Below are 21,153 nucleotides of genomic sequence, written 5' to 3' on the forward strand. Positions count from 1 at the left end.
TACCCGTCGACGGTCTGCGTCAGCCGACTCGGTGTGGGCCACCGGAGGAGGGGTGCGCCGCCCTGCTCACCCGACCTCCGGCGCACTGTTGATCGATCCGAGATGCAGGAGTTGGCCCTCACGAGGGCGCTCAGCGTGCTTTCGAAGCGGGCTTGGCGCACCGTTCCCGGGAAAGCACGAACGGGGCCGGCCACCTCCACGGGAGAGAGGTGTCCGGCCCCGTTCATGGGCATCGGGCATCCGGCGCGGGAGCCGTCGCCCCCGTGCCGGATCGCGCTACCTACCGGTAGTCGCGCCCGAAGTCGTAGTCGTCCAGCGGCACCGCAGCGCCGGTGCCCGTGCCGAACACGTCGGGGCTGTAGTAGCCGTCGTCGTAGCTCGGCAGCGCGTAGGCGGCCGCGCGGGCCTCCTCCGTGGGCTGGACCTGGATGTTGCGGTACCGGTTGATGCCGGTGCCCGCCGGGATCAGCTTGCCGATGATCACGTTCTCCTTGAGCCCGACGAGCTTGTCGCGCTTTCCGTTGATCGCGGCATCGGTGAGGATCTTCGTGGTCTCCTGGAACGAAGCCGCGGACAGCCACGACTCCGTGGCCAGCGAGGCCTTCGTGATCCCCATCAGCACCGGACGACCGGAGGCTGGCTCGCCGCCCTCGGCCACCGCCTGGCGGTTGGCGACCTCGAACTCGGACCGCTCCGCCAGTGCACCCGGCAGGAACTCCGTGGAACCCGAGTCGATGATCGTGACCCGGCGGAGCATCTGCCGAACGATGACCTCGATGTGCTTGTCGTGGATGTCCACGCTCTGCGTGCGGTACACCTTCTGCACCTCACGCACCAGGTGCAGCTGCACCTCGCGCGGACCCATGACGCGCAGCACCTCGTGCGGGTCGGCCGTGCCCTCGAGGAGCAGCTGGCCCACGTGCACGTGGTCGCCGTCGGCGAGCGGCCGCTCGACGCCGTCGACGACGGTCATCGCCAGCCACTGCCGCTTCGACAGCTTCTCGTAGACGATCTCCTCGCTGCCGTCGTCCGGCGTGAGGGTGATCTTCCAGAAGCGGTCGCCGTCCTCGATGGAGATCCGGCCGTCGACGTCGGCGATCGGCGCCTTGCCCTTCGGCACGCGAGCCTCGAACAGCTCCGTGACGCGGGGAAGACCGGTGGTGATGTCGTCACCGGCGACGCCGCCCTGGTGGAACGTACGCATCGTCAGCTGCGTGCCGGGCTCACCGATGGACTGCGCTGCGACGATGCCGACGGCCTCGCCGACGTCCACCAGCTTTCCGGTGGCCATCGAGCGGCCATAGCACATGCCGCAGATACCGGTGCCCGACGTGCAGGTCAGGGCGCTGCGCACCTTGATCTGCCGCACACCCGCGGCGACCAGCGCGTCGAGCGCCGGGTCGCCGAGGTCGTCGCCGCGGCGGACGATGAGCTGCCCGTCGGGACCCGTGACGTCCTCGGCGGACGACCGGGCGTACACCGAGGTGCGCAGGTAGCGGTGCGGGATCAGGCGCCCGTCCGACAGCTCCTCGGTGACCGGCATCGTGATGCTGCGCTCGGTGCCGCAGTCGACCTCGCGGACGATGACGTCCTGCGACACGTCCACCAGACGCCGGGTGAGGTAACCGGAGTCGGCGGTGCGCAGCGCCGTGTCGGCCAGACCCTTGCGGGTGCCGTGGGTGGAGATGAAGTACTCACCCACCGACAGGCCCTCGCGGAAGTTGGACTTGATCGGCCGGGGGATGTACTCGCCCTTCGGGTTGGCCACCAGACCACGCATACCGGCGAGCTGCCGGACCTGGGTCATGTTGCCCGCCGCGCCCGACTTCACGATCGTCGGGATCGGGTTGTCCTCGGGGAAGTTGTCCTCCATGGCCTTGGCCACCTCTTCGGTGGCCTGGGTCCAGATCTTGACCATCTCGTCGTTGCGCTCCTGGTGCGAGAGGGCACCGCGCTGGTAGCGCTTGTTGATCTGGTCGGCCTTGGCCTCGTAGCCGTCGAGGATCTCCTGCTTGTTCGGCGGCACCACGACGTCGGAGATCGCCATGGTGACCCCCGAACGCGTGGCCCAGTAGAACCCGGCCTCCTTGAGCCGGTCGAGGACCTGCGCGACCTCGGTCATCGAGTACCGCTCGGCCAGGTCGTTGATGATCGTGGCCTGGCGCTTCTTGGGCAGCGGCTCGTTGACGTACGGGTAGTCCGACGGCAGCAGCTCGTTGAACATGACCCGGCCGAGGGTGGTGTCGGCGAGCCACGGGTCGCCCGGCTGCCAGCCGTCGGCCTCGAGCGAGGCGGCGACGTCGGCCGGCGGGACCACACCGACGAGGCGGATCTTGATCGGGGCCTGCAGGTGCAGCGCCTTCCGGTCGTAGGCCATGATCGCCTCGGCGGGCGAGGAGTACACCTGGCCCGCACCGGTGGCGTCGTCGCGCTGCCGGGAGAGGTGGAACAGCCCGGTGACCATGTCCAGACGGGGCATGGCCAGCGGACGACCCGACGCGGGCGACAGGATGTTGTTGCTCGAGAGCATCAGCACCCTGGCCTCGGACTGCGCCTCGGCGGACAGCGGCAGGTGCACCGCCATCTGGTCACCGTCGAAGTCGGCGTTGAACGCCTCGCAGACCAGCGGGTGCAGCTGGATGGCCTTGCCCTCCACCAGCTGCGGCTCGAAGGCCTGGATACCGAGGCGGTGCAGGGTGGGTGCGCGGTTGAGCAGCACCGGGTGCTCGGAGATGACCTCCTCGAGCACGTCCCACACCTGCGAGCGGCCACGCTCGACCATGCGCTTCGCGGACTTGATGTTCTGCGCGTGGTTGAGGTCGACCAGCCGCTTCATCACGAACGGCTTGAACAGCTCCAGCGCCATGCCCTTGGGCAGGCCGCACTGGTGCAGCTTGAGCTGCGGGCCGACGACGATGACCGAACGGCCCGAGTAGTCGACGCGCTTGCCGAGCAGGTTCTGGCGGAACCGGCCCTGCTTGCCCTTGAGCAGGTCGGACAGCGACTTGAGCGGGCGGTTGCCCGGACCCGTGACCGGCCGGCCGCGGCGGCCGTTGTCGAACAGCGCGTCGACGGCCTCCTGCAGCATCCGCTTCTCGTTGTTGACGATGATCTCGGGCGCGCCGAGGTCGATCAGCCTCTTGAGGCGGTTGTTGCGGTTGATGACCCGGCGGTACAGGTCGTTCAGGTCCGAGGTGGCGAAGCGGCCACCGTCGAGCTGCACCATCGGGCGCAGGTCCGGCGGGATGACCGGCACGCAGTCGAGCACCATGCCCATCGGGCTGTTGCCCGTGGTCTGGAACGCCGCGACGACCTTGAGGCGCTTGAGTGCGCGGAGCTTCTTCTGCCCCTTGCCGCTGCGGATGGTCTCCCGCAGGTTCTCGGCCTCAGCCGGGATGTCGAAGTTCTGCAGCAGGGTCTGGATCGCCTCCGCGCCCATCGCCCCGGTGAAGTAGTCGCCGTAGCGGTCGTAGAGCTCGCGGTAGAGCCCCTCGTCGGCGATCAGCTGCTGGACGTCGAGCTTGGTGAAGGTGGTCCAGATCTCGTCGAGCCGGTCCAGCTCGCGCTGGGCGCGGTCGCGGAGCTGGCGCATCTCGCGCTCGCCACCCTCCTTGACCTTGCGGCGGACGTCGCTCTTGGCGCCCTCCGCCTCCAGCTCGGCCAGGTCGGCCTCGAGCTTCTGGGCCCGGGCCTCCAGGTCGGCGTCACGCCGGTTCTCGACCCGCTTGCGCTCCACGCTCATCTCGTTCTCGAGCGTGGACAGGTCGTTGTGGCGCAGCTCCGTGTTCACCGAGGTGATCACGTACGCGGCGAAGTAGATGATCTTCTCGAGGTCCTTGGGAGCCAGGTCGAGCAGGTAGCCCAGCCGGCTCGGGACGCCCTTGAAGTACCAGATGTGCGTGACCGGGGCGGCCAGCTCGATGTGGCCCATCCGCTCGCGCCGCACCTTGGCGCGGGTGACCTCCACGCCGCAGCGCTCACAGATGATGCCCTTGAACCGGACGCGCTTGTACTTGCCGCAGTAGCACTCCCAGTCGCGGGTGGGACCGAAGATCTTCTCGCAGAAGAGCCCGTCCTTCTCCGGCTTGAGGGTGCGGTAGTTGATGGTCTCCGGCTTCTTGACCTCGCCGTGCGACCACTGGCGGATGTCCTCAGCGGTGGCCAGGCCGATGCGCAGCTCGTCGAAGAAGTTGACGTCGAGCAAAATCGTGTCCTTCGTTCGTTATTCGGCTCTGGGCGGGATCAGTTGACGACGTCGTCGACGGTCATCGAGTCGGAACCGGGACGGCTGGACAGGTTGATGCCCAGGTTCGCCGCGGCCCGCTCGAGGTCCTCGTCGTCGGTGTCGCGCATCTCGATCGCCGCACCGTCGCTGGAGAGCACCTCGACGTTCAGGCACAACGACTGGAGCTCCTTCAGGAGCACCTTGAACGACTCCGGGATGCCCGGCTCGGGGATGTTCTCGCCCTTGACGATGGCCTCGTACACCTTCACGCGGCCCACCACGTCGTCGGACTTGATGGTGAGCAGCTCCTGCAGGGTGTAGGCGGCGCCGTACGCCTGCATGGCCCAGCACTCCATCTCGCCGAACCGCTGGCCACCGAACTGGGCCTTACCGCCCAGCGGCTGCTGCGTGATCATCGAGTACGGACCCGTGGACCGAGCGTGGATCTTGTCGTCCACGAGGTGGGCCAGCTTCAGGATGTACATGTAGCCGACCGCCACCGGGAACGGGTACGGCTCGCCGGAACGGCCGTCGAGCAGCGTGGCCTTCCCGTCGGGGCCGACCATGCGCTCGCCGTCGCGGTTGCGCCGGGTGGAGCCGAGCAGCCCGGTGATCTCGTGCTCGCGCGCGCCGTCGAAGACCGGCGTTGCGGTCCTCGTGCCCGGCGGCACCGAGTAGAGCTCCTCGGGCATCTTCGACGCCCAGTCCGGCTTGCCCTCGATCTCCCAGCCCGACTTGGCGATCCACCCGAGGTGGGTCTCCAGGACCTGGCCGATGTTCATACGACGCGGCACGCCGTGCGTGTTGAGGATGATGTCGACCGGCGTGCCGTCCGGCAGGAACGGCATGTCCTCGGCGGGCAGGATCTTGCCGATGACGCCCTTGTTGCCGTGGCGGCCGGCGAGCTTGTCGCCGTCCTGGATCTTGCGCTTCTGGGCGACGTAGACGCGGACCAGCTCGTTGACGCCGGGCGCCAGCTCGTCCTCGTCGTCGCGCGAGAAGACGCGGATGCCGATGACCTTGCCGTTCTCGCCGTGCGGCACCTTCAGCGAGGTGTCGCGCACCTCGCGGGCCTTCTCACCGAAGATCGCGCGCAGCAGGCGCTCCTCCGGGGTCAGCTCGGTCTCGCCCTTCGGCGTGACCTTGCCGACCAGGATGTCGCCCGGCTGGACCTCGGCGCCGATGCGGATGATGCCGCGCTCGTCGAGGTCGGCGAGAACCTCCTCGGAGACGTTCGGGATGTCCCGGGTGATCTCCTCGGCGCCCAGCTTGGTGTCGCGGGCGTCGATCTCGTGCTCCTCGATGTGGATCGACGTGAGCACGTCGTCCTGCACCAGGCGCTGCGAGAGGATGATCGCGTCCTCGTAGTTGTGGCCCTCCCACGGCATGATCGCCACGAGCAGGTTCTTGCCGAGGGCCATCTCGCCGTCCTCGGTGCACGGCCCGTCGGCGATGACCTGGCCGGCCTCGACGCGGTCGCCCTCGTCGACGATCGGTTTCTGGTTGTTGCACGTGCCCTGGTTGGACCGGCGGAACTTGTTCAGCCGGTACGTGGTGCGCGTGCCGTCGTCGGCCATCACCGTGATGTAGTCGGCGCACAGCTCCTCGACCACGCCCGGCTTGTCGGCCACGAGCACGTCGCCCGCGTCGACCGCGGCACGCAGCTCCATGCCCGTGCCGACCAGCGGGGCCTCGCTGCGCAGCAGCGGCACCGCCTGGCGCTGCATGTTGGCACCCATGAGCGCGCGGTTGGCGTCGTCGTGCTCGAGGAACGGGATCAGCGCGGTGGCCACCGACACCATCTGCCGCGGCGAGACGTCGATGTAGTCGACGCCCGTCGGCGGGATGTAGTCGAGCTCGCCGCCCTTGCGGCGGACGAGGACCCGGTCCTCCTGGAAGTGCCCGTCGTCGTCGAGCGGCGCGTTGGCCTGCGCGACGACGTAGCGGTCCTCCTCGTCGGCGGTGAGGTAGTCGATCTGGTCGGTGACCTGACCGTTGACCACCTTGCGGTACGGCGTCTGGATGAAGCCGAACGGGTTGACCTGCGCGTACGTGGAGAGCGACCCGATCAGGCCGATGTTCGGACCCTCGGGGGTCTCGATCGGGCACATGCGGCCGTAGTGGCTGTGGTGCACGTCGCGCACCTCCATGCCGGCCCGCTCCCGGGACAGACCGCCCGGACCCAGCGCGTTGAGCCGCCGCTTGTGCGTCAGCCCTGCGAGGGGGTTGTGCTGGTCCATGAACTGCGAGAGCTGCGAGGTGCCGAAGAACTCCTTGATCGCCGCCACGACCGGGCGGATGTTGATCAGGGTCTGCGGCGTGATGGCCTCGACGTCCTGCGTGGTCATGCGCTCGCGGACGACGCGCTCCATGCGGGACAGACCGACGCGGACCTGGTTCTGGATCAGCTCGCCGACCGTGCGGATGCGCCGGTTGCCGAAGTGGTCGATGTCGTCGACCTCGACCGGGATCTCGGTGGCGTTCTCACCCTCGCCGACCGCCATCGTGGTCTCGCCGGCGTGCAGCCGGACGAGGTACTCGATGGTGGTGGCGATGTCCTCCTCGGTGAGCGTGCCCACCGACATGTCGATCGACAGGCCCAGCTTCTTGTTGGCCTTGTAGCGGCCGACCTTCGCCAGGTCGTAGCGCTTGTCCTTGAAGAAGAGGTTCTCGAGCAGCGTCTGGGCGCTCTCGCGGGTGGGCGGCTCGCCCGGGCGCAGCTTGCGGTAGATGTCGAGCAGCGCCTCGTCCTGACCCGCCGTGTGGTCCTTCTCGAGCGTGGCGATGACGGTCTCGGAGAACCCGAACCGCTCCCGGATCTGCTCGGCGGTCCACCCGAGGGCCTTGAGCAGCACGGTGACCGGCTGCCGGCGCTTGCGGTCGATGCGGACGCCGACCGTGTCGCGCTTGTCGACGTCGAACTCCAGCCACGCACCCCGACTCGGGATGATCTTGACCGAGTAGACGTCCTTCTCGGTGGTCTTGTCGATCGTGTGGTCGTAGTAGATGCCGGGCGACCGCACGAGCTGCGACACGACGACACGCTCGGTGCCGTTGATGATGAACGTGCCCTTGCTCGTCATCACCGGGAAGTCACCCATGAACACCGTCTGGCTCTTGATCTCGCCGGTGGTGTTGTTGGTGAACTCCGCCGTGACGAACAGCGGGGCCGCGAACGTCATGTCCTTGTCGCGGCACTCCTCCTCGGAGGCCTTGACCTCGTCGAAGCGCGGGTCGGAGAACGACAGGGACATCGAGCCGGAGAAGTCCTCGATCGGGGAGATCTCCGTGAGGATCTCCTCGAGACCGCCGACCGGGTTCTCGTCGCCGGCGTCGATCCGGCGCTGGAACCAGGCCTCGTCGCCGACCAGCCACTGGAACGACTGGATCTGCAGGTCGAGGAGGTCGGGCACCTCGAGCGGCTCACGGATCTTCGCGAAGGTGACCCGGGTGGGCGCACCGGGGAAGTTCGGGTTGGCCGAGACGGCAGCGGGCGCGGTGGTCGCGAGGGGGCTGGTGGCGCGGGACGAAGCCAAGATGCGTCCTTCCGAGAACTGCGCTCTCGTTCTGGCGGGCACCGGCTCCACGCGATACCGTCTGCTCGTCCGCCCCGGGCGGGAGGTCCGGGCCGAGCGGCACACGGGCGCGGGAAGTGATGCACGCCGTCTGTTGTCATGGCACAGCCATCGGCCAGACGCACGTGGGCCCGGAAGGGACACCCTGGAGCGGGAGGACTCCTCTGAGCGCGCGCGCAGCTGGACGAGGGCAGCGCAAAGAGGCAGTCTAGCTGCAAATGCAGCCGCTGTCGAGACAGGTCGCCGAGACAACCATCGAGACCTAAGAGTGACTTGACGGACGCATCCCGTCAAGACTCTACGCGCCGGTAAGTGGTCCTTTTCGCGGGACGAACGGTGCAGACCTGCAGCTCCGGGACGTGCGACCGCTCGCCGACACAACCGGATGACCGTCCATCGAGCGACCGGCGTGGGCACCGCGTGTCACGCACACGTCGCCGAGCTGTGTCATGACCGTCACCTCCGGAGCGTCCGGCGGAGCCGCTGGTGCGCGCCTTGACACCCCCTCCTGCCGGTCCGAGCATCCCCCGGGGAGCGCCGCGAGGCCGGAGGAGGACGCCGATGTCCCACACCACGAGCGCGTACGACGAGCGGCCGTGGCTGGCCCGCTACGACCCCGGCCAGCCACCCGACCTCGAGCTGGAACACCCCGACGCCCTCGCGATGTTCCGCGCCGCCGTACGGCGCAACCCCGACGGGGACGCCCTGCGCTACTTCGACGGGCGGATCACCTACCGGGAGCTCGACGAGCTCTCCGACGCACTCGCCGTCGGCCTGCTCGACGCCGGGTTCGCGGCAGGCGACCGGGTGGCGCTGTACCTGCAGAACGTCCCGCAGTTCGTGATCGGGCTGCTCTCCGCGTGGAAGGCGGGCGGCATCGCGGTGGCGGTCAACCCGATGAACCGCGGGCGCGAGCTCGAGCTGCTGCTCACCGACTCGGGCGCACGGGTGCTGGTCTGCCTGCAGAGCCTGTACCGCGACGTCGCGGCCGAGGTGGTCGGGCGCACCGCCGTGCACACGGTGATCACCACGTCCGAGCTGGAGCACCAGGCCCGCGGGGACAAGCGCGCGTTCGGCGCAGGCGCCGGCCGCGTGGAGGCTCCCGGGATCCTCGACCTGGCGGCACTGGTCGAGCGGTTCCGCGGGCAGGTGCCACCGCCGGTGGAGCTCGCGCCCGACGACGTGGCGTTCCTCACCTACACCTCCGGCACCACCGGCCCGCCGAAGGGCGCGATGAACACGCACCGCAACGTCGTGTTCAACAGCCAGACCTACCGGCACCTGTGCGAGCTCGGCCCGGACGACGTCGTGCTCGGCGTCGCCCCGCTGTTCCACATCACCGGCCTGATCGGGCACATCGGGATCGCGATGCTGCTCGGGGCGCCGCTCGTGCTGTTCCACCGGTTCGAGCCGAGCCTGGCCGTCGAGGTGGTCCGGGAGGCGCGCCCGACCTTCACGATCGGGTCGATCACGGTGTTCATCGCGCTGATGAACGCGCCGAACGCCGAGCGGGCGGCCCTGGAGTCCCTCACGAAGATCTGGTCCGGCGGTGCGCCCATCCCACCGTCCACGGTCACCGCCTTCGAGGACGTCTTCGGCCACTACATCCACAACGCGTACGGCCTCACCGAGACGACGTCGCCGTCGCACGGCGTGCCGGCGCACGCCAGGGCGCCGGTGGACGAGGCGTCCGGGGCCCTCTCGGTCGGCGTGCCCGTCTACAACACGGTGGTGCGGATCGTCGGCGACGACGGGCAGGACGTGCCGCCCGGTGAGATCGGCGAGATCGTCACGTCCGGGCCGCAGGTGGTGCCCGGGTACTGGAACAAGCCGGAGGAGACCGAACGGGCGATCCCGGGCGGGGCCCTGCACACCGGCGATGTCGGGTACATGGACGCCGACGGCTGGTTCTACATCGTCGACCGGAAGAAGGACCAGATCAACGCGGGCGGCTTCAAGGTGTGGCCGCGCGAGGTGGAGGACGTGCTCTACGAGCACGAGGCCGTGCGGGAGGCCGCCGTGGTCGGCGTCCCCGACCCCTACCGCGGCGAGACCGTCAAGGCGTTCGTCAGCCTGCGGCCCGGCCGCAGCGCCGACGAGGCGGAGCTGATCGCGTTCTGCAAGGAGCGGATGGCGGCCTACAAGTACCCGCGGCAGGTCGAGTTCCTGGACGAGATCCCGAAGACGGTGACGGGCAAGCTGCTGCGCCGCGAGCTGCGCGCGCGCGAGCAGCCCGGCTGACCAGGAAGCACGAAGCGGCACCCCCCGGAGGGGATGCCGCTTCGTCGGTCGGTGCCGGGTGTCAGCTCAGGCTGACCTTGGCGCCGGCGTCCTCGAGCTTGGCCTTGGCGGCGTCGGCCGCGTCCTTGGCCACGCCCTCCAGGATCGGCTTCGGGGCGCTCTCGACGAGGTCCTTGGCCTCCTTGAGGCCCAGGCCCGAGACGAGCTCGCGGACGACCTTGATGACCTGGATCTTCTTGTCACCGGCTGCCTCGAGGACGACGTTGAACTCGTCCTTCTCCTCGGGGGCCTCGGCGGCGGGGCCGGCAGCGGCCGGACCGGCGGCGACGGCGACCGGGGCGGCCGCGGTGACGTCGAAGGTCTCCTCGAACTTCTTCACGAACTCCGAGAGCTCGATCAGGGTGAGGTCCTTGAAGGCCTCGAGCAGCTCGTCGGTGGACAGCTTCGCCATGGTGGTTCCTCTTCCAGTGGTGCGGTACGTGGGGGGTGGTCAGCTCTCGGAGTCGGTGGCGGCCTCGGCCGGAGCCGCGCCACCCTCCTCGGCACGCTTGTCGGCCAGCGCCTGTGCCAGGCGGGCCACCTGCGAGGCGGGGGCGGCGAACAGGCCTGCGGCCTTCGCCATGGTGCCCTTCATCGCGCCGGCCAGCTTGGCCAGCAGCACCTCGCGGGACTCCAGGTCGGCGAGCTGGTTGACCTCGGCGACGGTCAGCGCGCGACCGTCCATGAAGCCGCCCTTGATCACCAGACCCTGGTTGGTCCTGGCGAAGTCACGCAGCGCCTTGGCTGCGTCGACGGGCTCGCCCGTGATGAAGGTGATCGCCGTGGGGCCGACGAGCAGCTCGTCGAGGCCCTCGACGCCCGCGTGCTCGGCGGCGCGCTTGACCAGCGTGTTCTTGGCGACGCGGTAGCTCGCGCCGTCGCCGAGCGACCGGCGCAGCGTCGTCAGCTGGGACATCGTCAGGCCGCGGTACTCGGTGACCACCGAGGCGGACGCGCCCCGGAAGTTCTCGGCGATCTCCTCGACCGCCGCGACCTTGTCGGGTCGGGCCATCCTCGCCTCCTCTCGTCGTGGTCGGTGTGGATCTACTGCGGTTCGCACCCACCGACGACCTCGGAAACGACGAACGCCCCGGCGCAGGAGCGCACGGGGCGTGACACGGCTGCGCACGATCGCACAGCCCGCGATGACCTCGTCCTCCTGCGCGGGCCGCCCGCGGATGCGGGGCCTTCGTGTGCCCCGTGAGGGGCACAGACCTGCGGTCTTCGGTGGAACCGTCGACCAGCATACGCGACGGTGTCCGCCGCCCCGCGAGACGGTGGCCGGTCGTCATAGCGGGGTGACGGCGGCGATCTTCCAGTGGCCGTCGACGCGCTGGCCCGTGACCGCGAGCCGGCCGGCCGCGGCGAGCTGCTGCGACTGCGCGTCCGGGGCGGCGCGGGTGGCCTGCTGGTCGACGAACGCGATCAGCACGGCCCGGTCGCCGGTGATCTCCTTGACCGCCGTGCGGGTGACCGTCGCCGACACCACGGCCTGCTGCTGCGGGGCGCGGGCCCTGACCTCGCCGAAGAGCCGGTCGAACTCGGCGGCGAACTCCGGCGTGATCACGTCGCGGGCGGCCTTCTCGTTCTCGTCGAGCCGGGCGAAGTCGAACGAGTAGACGGTCTCGATCGCATCGGACAGCTGGCTCGCCACGTCGGCCGTGGTTCCGACGTCCACGAGCGCCGTGTTCTCGGCCGCCGCGGTGCCGCGCAGCCGCGCGTCCTGCATGCCTGCGACGACGGCGACGGTGGCGAGCAGGACCACGGCCGCCGAGAGCAGCGGCACGGCCCGGCGACGCACGAACGCGCCGAGGCCGCCCGCGGCCGGGGCCTCGGCGTCCGCGCCGGCGGTCGCCGTCGGCTCCGCCGGGTCGTCGTCGCCGGACCGGGCCGGCTTCCGGCGGGGCTTCCCAGCCGGCTTCGCCTGCTCCTCGACGACCTCCTCGCCGGTCTTCCCGGCGGCATCCTCCGCGGCGACGACCGGCAGCCGCTCGGTCCGTCCTCCGGGCTCGGGGCCGGGCTCCGCCCCGCCCTCGGGCTCCGCCGCGGGCGCGGGCTTCGGACGCGGGCGCTTCGGCTTCGCCTTCGGGTCGGGCGGTGCGGGCGCGGCGACCACGGTGGTCTCGGTGGTCTCGGCGGCCTCGCCCGGCCGCTCCTCGATGCGCTCGGAGGGGCGGGGCGCGGTGGGTGCCGTTCCGGCCACGCGGGGGCGGCGGGACGGGGTCGGTCGGGGGCGGGGGGAACGCGGACGAGGCGGCATTCGGGGTGCTCCTGTCAGCTCGGCGTGCGGACCGGGGCCACCCGGCTCGCCTTCCAGCCCTGGTCGGTGCGGGTCATCTCCAGCTCGAGCCGCTGGCGGGTGACCACGGGGTTCTGGCCCTCCGGCCGGACCTCGACGTCGACGGCCACCAGCACGCGGGCGGTTCCGGCGCGCACGTCCAGCTCGGCTACGGCCGCGTCCGGCACGGTGGCGACGGTGACCCGCTTGGCCTGCGTGACGACCTGCTCGTACTCGGCGCGGTTGGCGCGGAACTCGTCGAGCAGCGTGCCTGTGGAGGTCTGCTCCCAGAGGTCGAGCCCGGGTGCGACGTTCCGGTAGTCGAGGGTGTTGAGGTTGATCGCGGCCTGCCGGGCGTCCACCAGCACGGCCTCGCGCTCGGCCGCGAGCTCGAGGCCCTCGTCGTTCAGCGCGAGCAGCAACGCGCCGCCGAAGAACAGCGCGGCGACGGCGGCGAGCGCCACCAGCGCGGCGAGCGCGCGGACGGGCGTGATCCGCATGCGGCGCCGCGCCGATGCCGGCTCGGTGTCCTTGTCCTGCGTGGGGGGCTTCTCGAGGACGGTCATGCGGCTCTCCGTCGGGGGTCGGGTCGGCGCGGTGTCCAGGGGGTCAGTCGAGGATCTGGGCCAGGGAGCTGAGCGGGGGGAGCGAACCGACGCGGTCGGGGATGATCGGCGCGGAGCCGGCGGGCAGGCCACCTCGCGGTGGCCCGGACGGGGCGTCGGCCGGCGGCGTCGGGGTCTTGGCGTGCGGGACGTTCTGCGCCCCGCGGACGTCGATCGGGCTGCCCGGGGGTTCGGCGCAGTATGCCTTGCGGTTGATCGGCGCGTCCGACACGTCGCTGCCGGGACGGCGGTCGGTGCCCTCGTACCCCCGGGTGCAGGGCGGCGGGTCGAACAGGTTCGAGAGCACGAGCCCGAGGTGGGCGGTGCCGTCGCCGGGCACCACGGTGTAGGTCGTCGTGGTGACGCCGGGGTAGGTCACGAGGATCTGCCGGAGCGCGGCCTGGCGCGGCTCGGCCACGCGGGAGATCGTGAGCAGGTCGGCGACGAGCTGCCCGAGGCCGCTGCCGCTCTCCCGCAGCAGGCCCCTGATCTGGGTGGACGCCTCGGGGCCCGTCTCCAGGAGCCTGCGCAGGTCCGGGTCGGACTCCTTCAGCTGGGCGGCGAGCAGTGAGAGGTCCTCGCTGAAGCTGCGGAAGGAACCGGAGACCTCGTTCTGCGTGGTGAGCACCGTGCGGCCGTCCTCGATGAGGCGGGTCGTCTCCGGCAGCGCGTCCACGGCGTCCCCGGTGAACGCGTTGGTGGTGTCGAGGAGCTTCTGCAGCGGCAGCGCCGTGTTGGAGAAGGCGTCGCCGAGCTCGTCGACGACGGTGCGCAGGGAGTCGAGCGGCACCGACCGGACGAAGTCGTCGAGGCTCACGACCAGCTGCTCGACCGGCACCGGCGTGCTCGTGCGCGCCACCGGGATCACCGAGCCGTCGCGGAGGTACGGTCCCCCGTCGCTCTTCGGCGTCAGGTCGACGTACTGCTCGCCGATCGCAGAGAGGTTGTGGACGGCCGCGTCGACGTCTGCGGGGATCGCCGGGGCGTCGCGATCGATGTCGAGCTGCGCCTCGACGCCCTCGGGGATGATCGTCAGTGGGCCGACCCGGCCCACGCTCACGCCCCGGTACGTCACGTCGGCGCCGGTGAAGATCCCCCCGGACTGGGCGAGCTGCACCCGCACCGGGTAGGTCGTGGTGCCGAACAGGTTGCCGAAGCCGGCGTACCGGAAGCCTGCGTAGCCGACCCCGATGACGGTGATCAGCAGGAACGCCACCAGCTGCAGCCGAATGACCTTGGTGATCATCCCTCACCACCTCCGAACAGGCCGCCGAGCAGCCCGCCGCGGGTCGGCTCGGGGGTGGTGGACCGTTCGGGTGCATCGGGGTCGCGGCTCGGGGTCGCCGGGATCTCACCGGGCAACGGCAGCAGGTCGCCCTCGCCGAGGAGCGGGAAGTCCGGCAGCGAAGGGCTCGTCGGGCCGAGCAGCGGTCCGAGCAGCTGCGATGTGGGCGGCAGCATCCCGAGCGGCCCGTCCGGGCCGGGGAACGGCTCACCGGAGCGGGCCATGTTCTGCAGCAGGTCGCTCAGGTCGAGGTCGAGCTTGGCGTACAGGTTGGAGTAGTCGCCCGCGAAGGCGTCGACCGTCCCGTCGCTGAACGGGAAGGTGGGCAGCAGGCTCAGCGAGTTCACCAGGTCGGGCCCGGACTCGACGAGCTTCGCCAGCACCGGCCTCAGCAGCTCGAGGTCGGCGACCACGTCCTCCTGGCTGCGGTTGACCACGTCGGTGGCGACCCCCGAGAGCCGGTCGAGCGCCTGCAGCATGTCCACGAGCTGCGCGCGCTGGTTCTCCAGCTCGCGCAGGCCCGGCGGCAGGTCCTCGAGCGCCGTCTCGATCTGCCCCTTGCGGTCGCGCAAGGTGCCGGCGAGGCGGTTGATCTCGTCGATGGCCCGGGTGATCTCGGACTTGTGGTCGTCGAGCGCCCCGACGAGCGCGTTCAGGTCGTCGAGTAGCGCGCGGATCTCCGGCTCGTTGCCGGTGAGCGCCTTGTTCAGCTCGTTCGCGATGGTCCGGATCTGCGCGATGCCCCCGCCATTGAGCAGCAGCGACAGCGCGCCGAGCACCTCCTCCACCTCCGCTGCCCTGCTGGTGCGCAGCAGCGGGATGGTTGCGCCGTCGGCGATCCGGCCGGCCGCGGCGTTCTCCGGCGCCAGCAGCTCGACGAACTTCTCGCCGAGCAGGCTCGTGGTGCGCACGCGGGCCTCGGCGTCGGGCGGCAGGGCGACGTCACCGTTGACGAACACGGTGACCTCCGCAGTCCAGTCGGGGCCCACCTTGATGTCGCCGACGGTGCCAACCGGCACGTCGGCGACCTTCACCAGCGACTGCGGCACCAGGTCGACGACGTCGGTGAACTCGATCGTCAGCCGGTACGGGTCGTCCCCGAGGTTCGCGCCACCCGGCAGGTCGGCGCCCCGCAGGCCGCCGGACAGCACGCCGCAGCCGCTCGTGAGCAGCACGGCGGTGGTGGCGACGGCGAGCACGCGGCGGGTCACCGGCCACCCCCGAACAGCCCCGAGAGACCGCCCGACCGCTCGTCGGGCTCGTCCTGCTCGGTGTCCTGGTCGTCGTCCGGCTCGGCCCGCCGGGTCGACTCCGGCCGTGGCTTCTCCCCGGTCTTCTCGGCGGTCGGCTCCGCCCGCTCCCCCTCCGGGTGCGCGCTCGGGGTGGGCAGGCCGGGCAGTGGGAGCGCCGGCTGCGGGGCCACCGAGGCACCCTTCTCGGTGGGCAGCGCGAGCCCTGGCACGGGCGGCAGCTGGCCGTTCTGCAACGACGTGATCACCTCGGCCGCGGTGGGCAACGGGACGAGGCCGTCCAGGACGGGGGCGAGCTTCCCGCACGCGGTGGCGAGCTCGGGCGGCACCGGGCCGCTGCGCCGCAGCAGCTCGCAGACCAGCGCCGGGATCGGCATCGAGAGCTCGTTCAGGTTCGCCCGGGTGTCGAGGGTGCCGGACGAGCCGTTGTAGGCGAGCGCCAGGTTGCCGAGCGCGGTCGGCGCGACGTCGAGGACCTCGGCGAGGGCCTTGCGCTGGTCGACGACCACCTCGGTGACGTCGGTGAGCCGGTCGACGTTCGACTCCACCAGCTCCCGGTTGTCGCGGACGAAGTCGGCCACCTCGCCGAGCGCGATGGACAGCTCCCGCACAGCGGTGGCCAGGTCGCCGCGCTCGTCGGCGAGGAACCCGGCGACGTCCGCGAGCCGCTTGTTGAACTCGCGCACCTCGCTGTCGTTCGAGGCGAGCATGGACGTGAAGGACTGCAGCTCCCGCACCGTGCCGAACAGGTCCTCGCGGGAGTCGGCGAGGGTCCCGGAGAGCTCGCCGAGGTTGCGGATCGTGTCGTTCAGCGCCCGGCCGTTGCCGTCGAGGTTGGCGGCACCGACGTCGAGCGCGTTCGACAGCGCCCCCTGGGAGTTGACGCCGTCCGGCCCGAGCGCCCTGGCCAGCTGGTCGGCCGTGCGCGCGAGGTCGTCGACGCCCAGCGGCACCGCGGTGCGCTCGACCGGGATCACGGCGCCGTCCTGCAGCTCCGGGCCACCGGACCAGGTGGGGGCGAGCTGGACGTAGCGGCCGGTCACCAGGCTCGGCGAGACGACGATGGCCTTCGCGTCGGCCGGGAGCTTGAGGTCGGGGTCGTCGATGCGCATCTCCACGCGCACGCGGGTGCCCTCGGGGTTGATGCTGACGATGTCGCCGACCGGCACGCCGAGCACGCGCACGGAGTTGTCCTCGAACACGCCGGTCGCGGACGTGAAGTAGGCGGTGACCATCCGGGTCGGGCCCTGCATCACGAGGTAGAGGCCGCTCGCCACCAGCACGGCGATCACGGCGACGAGCCCGGTGAGCTGCAGCTGCCTGCGGTCGGTCGGGTTGAGAGCCATCAGCAGCCGCCGGGGTTGATCGGGCCCACCGAGGGCGGGAGCAGCGCGCAGACGTAGTTGTCGAACCACTCGCCGTTGCCGGTTGCGTTCGCGAAGAGCCGCACGAAGACCGCGAGGTCGCGGATGCCGGCACCGAGCGAGTCGCGGTTGCGCTGCAGCAGCGCGGCCACCCGGTCGAGCTGTTCGAGCGTCGGCCGCAGCTGCTCCTCGTTGTCGGCGACGAGCCCGCGCAGCTGTTCGGACAGCGCGATCGTGCCGTCGAGGAGCTTGCTGATCGCCTCGCGGCGGCGCTGGAGCTCGCCGAGGAGGAGGTTGCCGTCCTCCAACAGCTTCTCGATCTCGTCGTTGCGGTCGGCCAGCACGCCCGCGAGCTGGTGGGTGCCCGCGAGCAGCCTGCGGATCTCCTCGTCCCGGCTGGCGATCGTGGTGGACAGGCGCGAGAGCCCGTCGAGCGCACCCCGGATCTCTGGCGGGGTGTCGCGGAACGTGTCGGAGAGCGTGTTCAGGCTCTGCGCGAGCTGCCCGGTGTCGACCTGGTCGAGGGTGCCGGACAGGCTGTCGAACGCCTCGACCACGTCGAACGGCGACGAGGTGCGCGAGAGCGGGATGGTCCGGTCGGGCCGCAGCTCGTCGTCACCCTGCGGGTCGAGGGCGAGCGTCTTGGCGCCGAGCAGGGTGCGGATCTGGATGGACGCCGACGTGCGGTCGCCCACCCACGCGTCGGTGACCTTGAACGTGACCAGCACGTGGTCGCCCTCGAGCTCCACGTCCTGCACGCGGCCCGCCTCGACGCCGGCCACGGTGACCATGTCGCCCGCCGAGAGGCCGGCCGCCTCCCGGAACTGGGCCTTGTACGTGGTGCCGCCGCCGAAGAGCGCGGGCCCGTTGAACGCGAGCACCACGACGAGCCCGATCACCAGCAGGCCGATGACCGCCGTCGCGACGGGGTTGCGGGTGCCCGGCATCAGCCACCCCCGAGGGACAGGTCGGGCAGCAGGGGCAGGTCGGGGGCGGGGAGGTTCGGGACGCCGGACTCGCCGGAGCCGCCGACCGGCAGCGGCAGGTCGGGCAGGGGCAGGTCGGGCAGGGGCAGCCCGGCGAGCGAGTCCGTGTTGCCGCTGTCCCCGCCGTCGGGGTCGGCGCCGCACCGGGGTTGGCCGCTGGTGAACACCGGGACCTCGAACTGCAGGATGTACGGCGAGAGCCCGAGCTTGCCGCTGGCCCCGCACAGGTAGAAGTTGAACCAGCTGCCGTAGCTGCCCGCGCGGATGACCTTCTTGAGCTTCGGCGGCAGGTTCTTGATCGTCTGCTCGAGCCGCTCGTCCTGCGCGTTGAGGTTCTCGGCGAGGTCGCCGAGGTGCCCGATGTCGTCGCGCAGCGCGGGCCGCGCGTCCTCCAGGAACCCGGCCGTCACGTCGGTGAGCTCCCCGATGGACACGATCGCGTCGCCGATCGGCTCGCGGTCCTCGGCGAGCCCGGACACCAGCGCCTGCAGCGAGCTGATGAGCTCCGACAGCTGCCCGTCGCGGGCGTTCACGGTCTCGAGCACCGCGTTCAGGTTGTTGATCACCTGGCCGATCACCTCGTCGCGGTCGGCGAGGGTGTTGGTGAGCGACGCGGTGTGGGCGAGCAGGCTCTTGACGGTGCCGCCCTGGCCCTGCAGCACCTGGATGATCTCGAACGAGAGCTGGTTGACCTGCTCCGGGTCGAGCGCGGTGAGCAGCGGCTTGAACCCGTTGAACAGGACGGTGAGGTTGAGCGGCGGGCGCGTGCGCTCGACCGGGATCGTGCCGCCCGCGGGCAGCGTCCGGCCCGCCGGGCCCGCGCCCTGCTCGAGCGCCAGGTAGCGCTGCCCGATGAGGTTGCGGTAGAGGATCGACGCCCCCACCGAGGCCGGCAGCGGCTGGTCCTGCGCCACGCTGAACTCGACCTCGGCGAACCGCCGGTCGACGATCCGGACGTCGTCGACGCTGCCGACGATCACGCCCGCGATCCGGACGTCGTCGCCGGGCAGCAGGCCGCTGGCGTCGGTGAAGCGCGCGGTGTAGCTGGTGCGCGCGCCGCCGGAGGCGTTGGCGATGGTCAGGGCGAGCACGGTGGTGCACAGCGCCACCACCACCGCGAGCGACAGGAACTTGACCAGCGGGCCGACCGGGAGCCGGGTCACGTCAGCTTCACCTCGGTCCCGCGGTAGAGCGGCCCGACGAGCATCGTGCTCCACGCCGGCACCGCCTCGGGGGAGGTGCCCTGCTGGAGCGCGAGCAGCTCGTTCACGACCTGGACCTCACCCGGCGAGTTCGGCACACCCATGTCGGCGCCGGAGTAGGAGGACGGGACCGCGTCGAAGTCCTCGGCGTCGCCGAACTGGGTGCCGACCGGCGGGTTGTCGTGCGGCTCGGTGCCGTCCTCGAACGGGCCGTCCGGCGGCTGGTCCTGGCCGGGGATCATGATCGGGTAGCAGCGCGGGCCGCGGTCGTCGAGGTAGCGCGGCTCGTCCTGGTCGGGGATGTACTTGCCCTGGCTGGCGACGATCTCGATCGTGGCGCGCAGGCCCGGGCTGTCGCTGCCGGCGCCGAACGCCTCGTCGAGCCGCGGGACGAGCCCGGCCAGCTGGTTGAACAGGCACGGGAACTCGGGCGCGTACCGGGCGAGCGTCGCGAGCGTGGGGCGGGCCGAGTCGGCCAGCGCGACGATGTTGTCGCCGTTCGCGTCGAGGAACCCGCGCAGGTCGTCCGACGCCTCGGTGACGCTGGTCAGCAGCTCGCGCAGCTGGGCGCGCTGCTCCACCACGGTGCGGCTGGTGACGGTGAAGTCCTCCAGCGCGTCGAGCAGGTCGGGAGCGGCCTCGTCCACGTTGGCGGCGAAGTCGGCGAGCTCGGTGATGTCGGCCTGCAGGTCCGGGATCGACGGGCGCAGCCCCGACGTCAGCTGCTGCAGGTTCACCAGCGTCTGCCCCAGGTTCTCGCCGCGCCCTTCGAGGGCCTGCGACATCGAGCCGAGCGTGACGGCCAGATCCTGCGGCTCGACGGCAGTGAGCAGCGGCAGCAGGCCGTCGAGGACCCGCTCCAGCTCGCGGGCGGACGCGCTGCGGTCCATCGGGATCACGTCGCCGGCCGAGAGGGGCTGCGCCTTCGGGCCGTCGGGCAGCACGAGCGAGACGTACCGCTCGCCGAAGAGCGTCTTGGGGACCAGCCGCGCGGAGACGTTCGACGGGATCAGGTCGACCTTGTCCGGGTCGATGGACAGCTCGACCGTGGCCGCGGCGCCGTTGGTGGTGACGGACGTGACGCGCCCGACGTCCAGCCCGCGCACCTTGACGTCGGCCTTCTCGGCGAGCTGGTTGCCGACGCGGTCCACCTGCAGCGTGACCGGCACCCCGCGGTCGAACGCACCGGCGTACTCGCCGATCGACAGCGCGACCAGTGCCAGCAGCACGACGACGAACAGCAGCCCCTGCAAGCGACGTCTCATCCCGCCACCCGCACCGAGGTCTCGGTGCCGAACAGCACCAGCGTGAGGAAGAAGTCGAGGATCGCGGTGCTCACGATCGACAGCCGCACCGAGCGGCCCACAGCGATGCCGACGCCCGCGGGGCCACCGCGCGCGGTGTACCCGTAGTGGCAGTGGATCAGGATGATCACGATCGCGAAGATGATCACCTTGAGGTACGAGTACAGGACGTCGGTGACCGGCAGGAACAGGTTGAAGTAGTGGTCGTACGTGCCGCCGGCGAGGCCGTTGATCAACGTGACGTTCAGCCGGGAGGCGGCGAAGCTCGCCAGCAGGCCGATCGTGTACATCGGGATGATCGCGATGACGCCGGCGATCATGCGGGTGGTGATGAGGAACGGCACGCTGGGCACCGCCATCACCTCCAGCGCGTCGACCTCCTCCGAGATCCGCATCGCGCCCAGCTGTGCGGTGAAGCCCGCGCCGAGCGTGGCCGTCAGCGCGGCCGCGGCCACGAGAGGGGCGATGTCCCGGGTGTTGAAGTAGGCCGTGATGAAGCCGGTGAGCGCCTCGACGCCGAGCGAGTCGAGCGCCCGGAAGCCCTGCAGGCCCACGAGGCTGCCGACGAACAGCGACAGCGACAGCATCACGCCCGCCGTGCCGAGGATGACGATGAGCGCGCCGGACCCGAAGCTGACCTCGGCGAGCAGGCGCCCGATCTCGCCCCGGTAGCGGCGCAGCGTCCGCGGTGTCCACGCGATCGCGCGCACGTAGAGGGAGAGCTGGTCGCCCAGCTGGTCGAGGACGTCCAACGGGGCGTTCACCGCACGCCGCGCCCGGCCGTTCAGCAGTGCCAACG

General features: G+C 70.8%; 14 protein-coding genes. 1 reads left to right on the forward strand and 13 read right to left on the reverse strand.

What is annotated here, in order from left to right; translation table 11 throughout:
* Nucleotides 1-280: 280 nt before the first annotated feature.
* Together FB388_RS33080 and rpoB are read right to left on the reverse strand one after the other, a co-directional pair.
* A complete protein-coding gene (locus tag FB388_RS33080) occupies nucleotides 281-4,204 on the reverse strand; it encodes a DNA-directed RNA polymerase subunit beta' (RefSeq protein ID WP_142106634.1) in 3,924 nt (1,307 codons plus the stop codon).
* 38 nt (nucleotides 4,205-4,242) lie between these two features.
* Nucleotides 4,243-7,761: a DNA-directed RNA polymerase subunit beta gene (gene rpoB / locus FB388_RS33085; protein WP_142106635.1), complete on the reverse strand. Its 3,519-nt coding sequence runs from the start codon at nucleotides 7,759-7,761 to the stop codon at nucleotides 4,243-4,245.
* A gap of 600 nt (nucleotides 7,762-8,361) precedes the next feature.
* Here rpoB and FB388_RS33090 point away from each other — a divergent pair.
* Nucleotides 8,362-10,041, forward strand: a complete 1,680-nt coding sequence (locus FB388_RS33090) for a long-chain-fatty-acid--CoA ligase (RefSeq protein ID WP_142106636.1) — start codon at nucleotides 8,362-8,364, stop codon at nucleotides 10,039-10,041.
* Between the two features lie 61 nt (nucleotides 10,042-10,102).
* Here the strand turns inward: FB388_RS33090 and rplL are convergent, their stop codons facing one another.
* The 11 genes from rplL to FB388_RS33145 all read right to left on the reverse strand — a co-directional run bounded on the left by rplL (nucleotide 10,103) and on the right by FB388_RS33145 (nucleotide 21,151).
* Entirely contained in the window at nucleotides 10,103-10,492 is a 390-nt protein-coding gene (rplL, locus tag FB388_RS33095) for a 50S ribosomal protein L7/L12 (RefSeq protein WP_142106637.1), read from the reverse strand.
* A 39-nt stretch (nucleotides 10,493-10,531) separates the two neighbouring features.
* Nucleotides 10,532-11,092: a 50S ribosomal protein L10 gene (gene rplJ, locus FB388_RS33100; RefSeq protein WP_142106638.1), complete on the reverse strand. Its 561-nt coding sequence runs from the start codon at nucleotides 11,090-11,092 to the stop codon at nucleotides 10,532-10,534.
* Nucleotides 11,093-11,368: 276 nt separating this feature from the next.
* On the reverse strand, nucleotides 11,369-12,283 hold the full coding sequence (locus tag FB388_RS33105) for a hypothetical protein (RefSeq protein WP_142106639.1): 915 nt from the start codon (nucleotides 12,281-12,283) through the stop codon (nucleotides 11,369-11,371).
* 71 nt (nucleotides 12,284-12,354) lie between these two features.
* Nucleotides 12,355-12,924: a hypothetical protein gene (locus FB388_RS33110; protein ID WP_142106640.1), complete on the reverse strand. Its 570-nt coding sequence runs from the start codon at nucleotides 12,922-12,924 to the stop codon at nucleotides 12,355-12,357.
* Nucleotides 12,925-12,967: 43 nt separating this feature from the next.
* Nucleotides 12,968-14,209 (reverse strand): MCE family protein, encoded by a 1,242-nt coding sequence (locus tag FB388_RS33115; RefSeq protein ID WP_142106641.1) that lies wholly within the window; start codon nucleotides 14,207-14,209, stop codon nucleotides 12,968-12,970.
* A complete protein-coding gene (locus FB388_RS33120) occupies nucleotides 14,206-15,459 on the reverse strand; it encodes an MCE family protein (protein ID WP_142106642.1) in 1,254 nt (417 codons plus the stop codon). Before FB388_RS33120 ends, FB388_RS33115 begins: the two co-directional genes overlap by 4 nt.
* Nucleotides 15,456-16,844 carry an MCE family protein gene (locus tag FB388_RS33125; protein WP_142106643.1) on the reverse strand — a complete coding sequence of 463 codons (1,389 nt, stop codon included), beginning with the start codon at nucleotides 16,842-16,844 and terminating at the stop codon, nucleotides 15,456-15,458. Before FB388_RS33125 ends, FB388_RS33120 begins: the two co-directional genes overlap by 4 nt.
* Nucleotides 16,844-17,809: an MCE family protein gene (locus tag FB388_RS33130; RefSeq protein WP_142106644.1), complete on the reverse strand. Its 966-nt coding sequence runs from the start codon at nucleotides 17,807-17,809 to the stop codon at nucleotides 16,844-16,846. Before FB388_RS33130 ends, FB388_RS33125 begins: the two co-directional genes overlap by 1 nt.
* Nucleotides 17,809-19,011, reverse strand: a complete 1,203-nt coding sequence (locus FB388_RS33135) for an MCE family protein (protein ID WP_142106645.1) — start codon at nucleotides 19,009-19,011, stop codon at nucleotides 17,809-17,811. The genes FB388_RS33130 and FB388_RS33135 overlap by 1 nt, the downstream gene beginning before the upstream one ends.
* The gene (locus FB388_RS33140; RefSeq protein ID WP_142106646.1) at nucleotides 19,008-20,315 is read right to left on the reverse strand and encodes an MCE family protein; all 1,308 of its coding nucleotides are present in this window, start codon (nucleotides 20,313-20,315) and stop codon (nucleotides 19,008-19,010) included. The genes FB388_RS33135 and FB388_RS33140 overlap by 4 nt, the downstream gene beginning before the upstream one ends.
* Nucleotides 20,312-21,151 carry an MlaE family ABC transporter permease gene (locus FB388_RS33145; protein WP_142107675.1) on the reverse strand — a complete coding sequence of 280 codons (840 nt, stop codon included), beginning with the start codon at nucleotides 21,149-21,151 and terminating at the stop codon, nucleotides 20,312-20,314. Before FB388_RS33145 ends, FB388_RS33140 begins: the two co-directional genes overlap by 4 nt.
* Nucleotides 21,152-21,153 lie beyond the last annotated feature (2 nt).

The sequence above is a fragment of the Pseudonocardia cypriaca genome, assembly GCF_006717045.1.
GTDB classification, from domain to species: Bacteria; Actinomycetota; Actinomycetes; order Mycobacteriales; family Pseudonocardiaceae; genus Pseudonocardia; species Pseudonocardia cypriaca.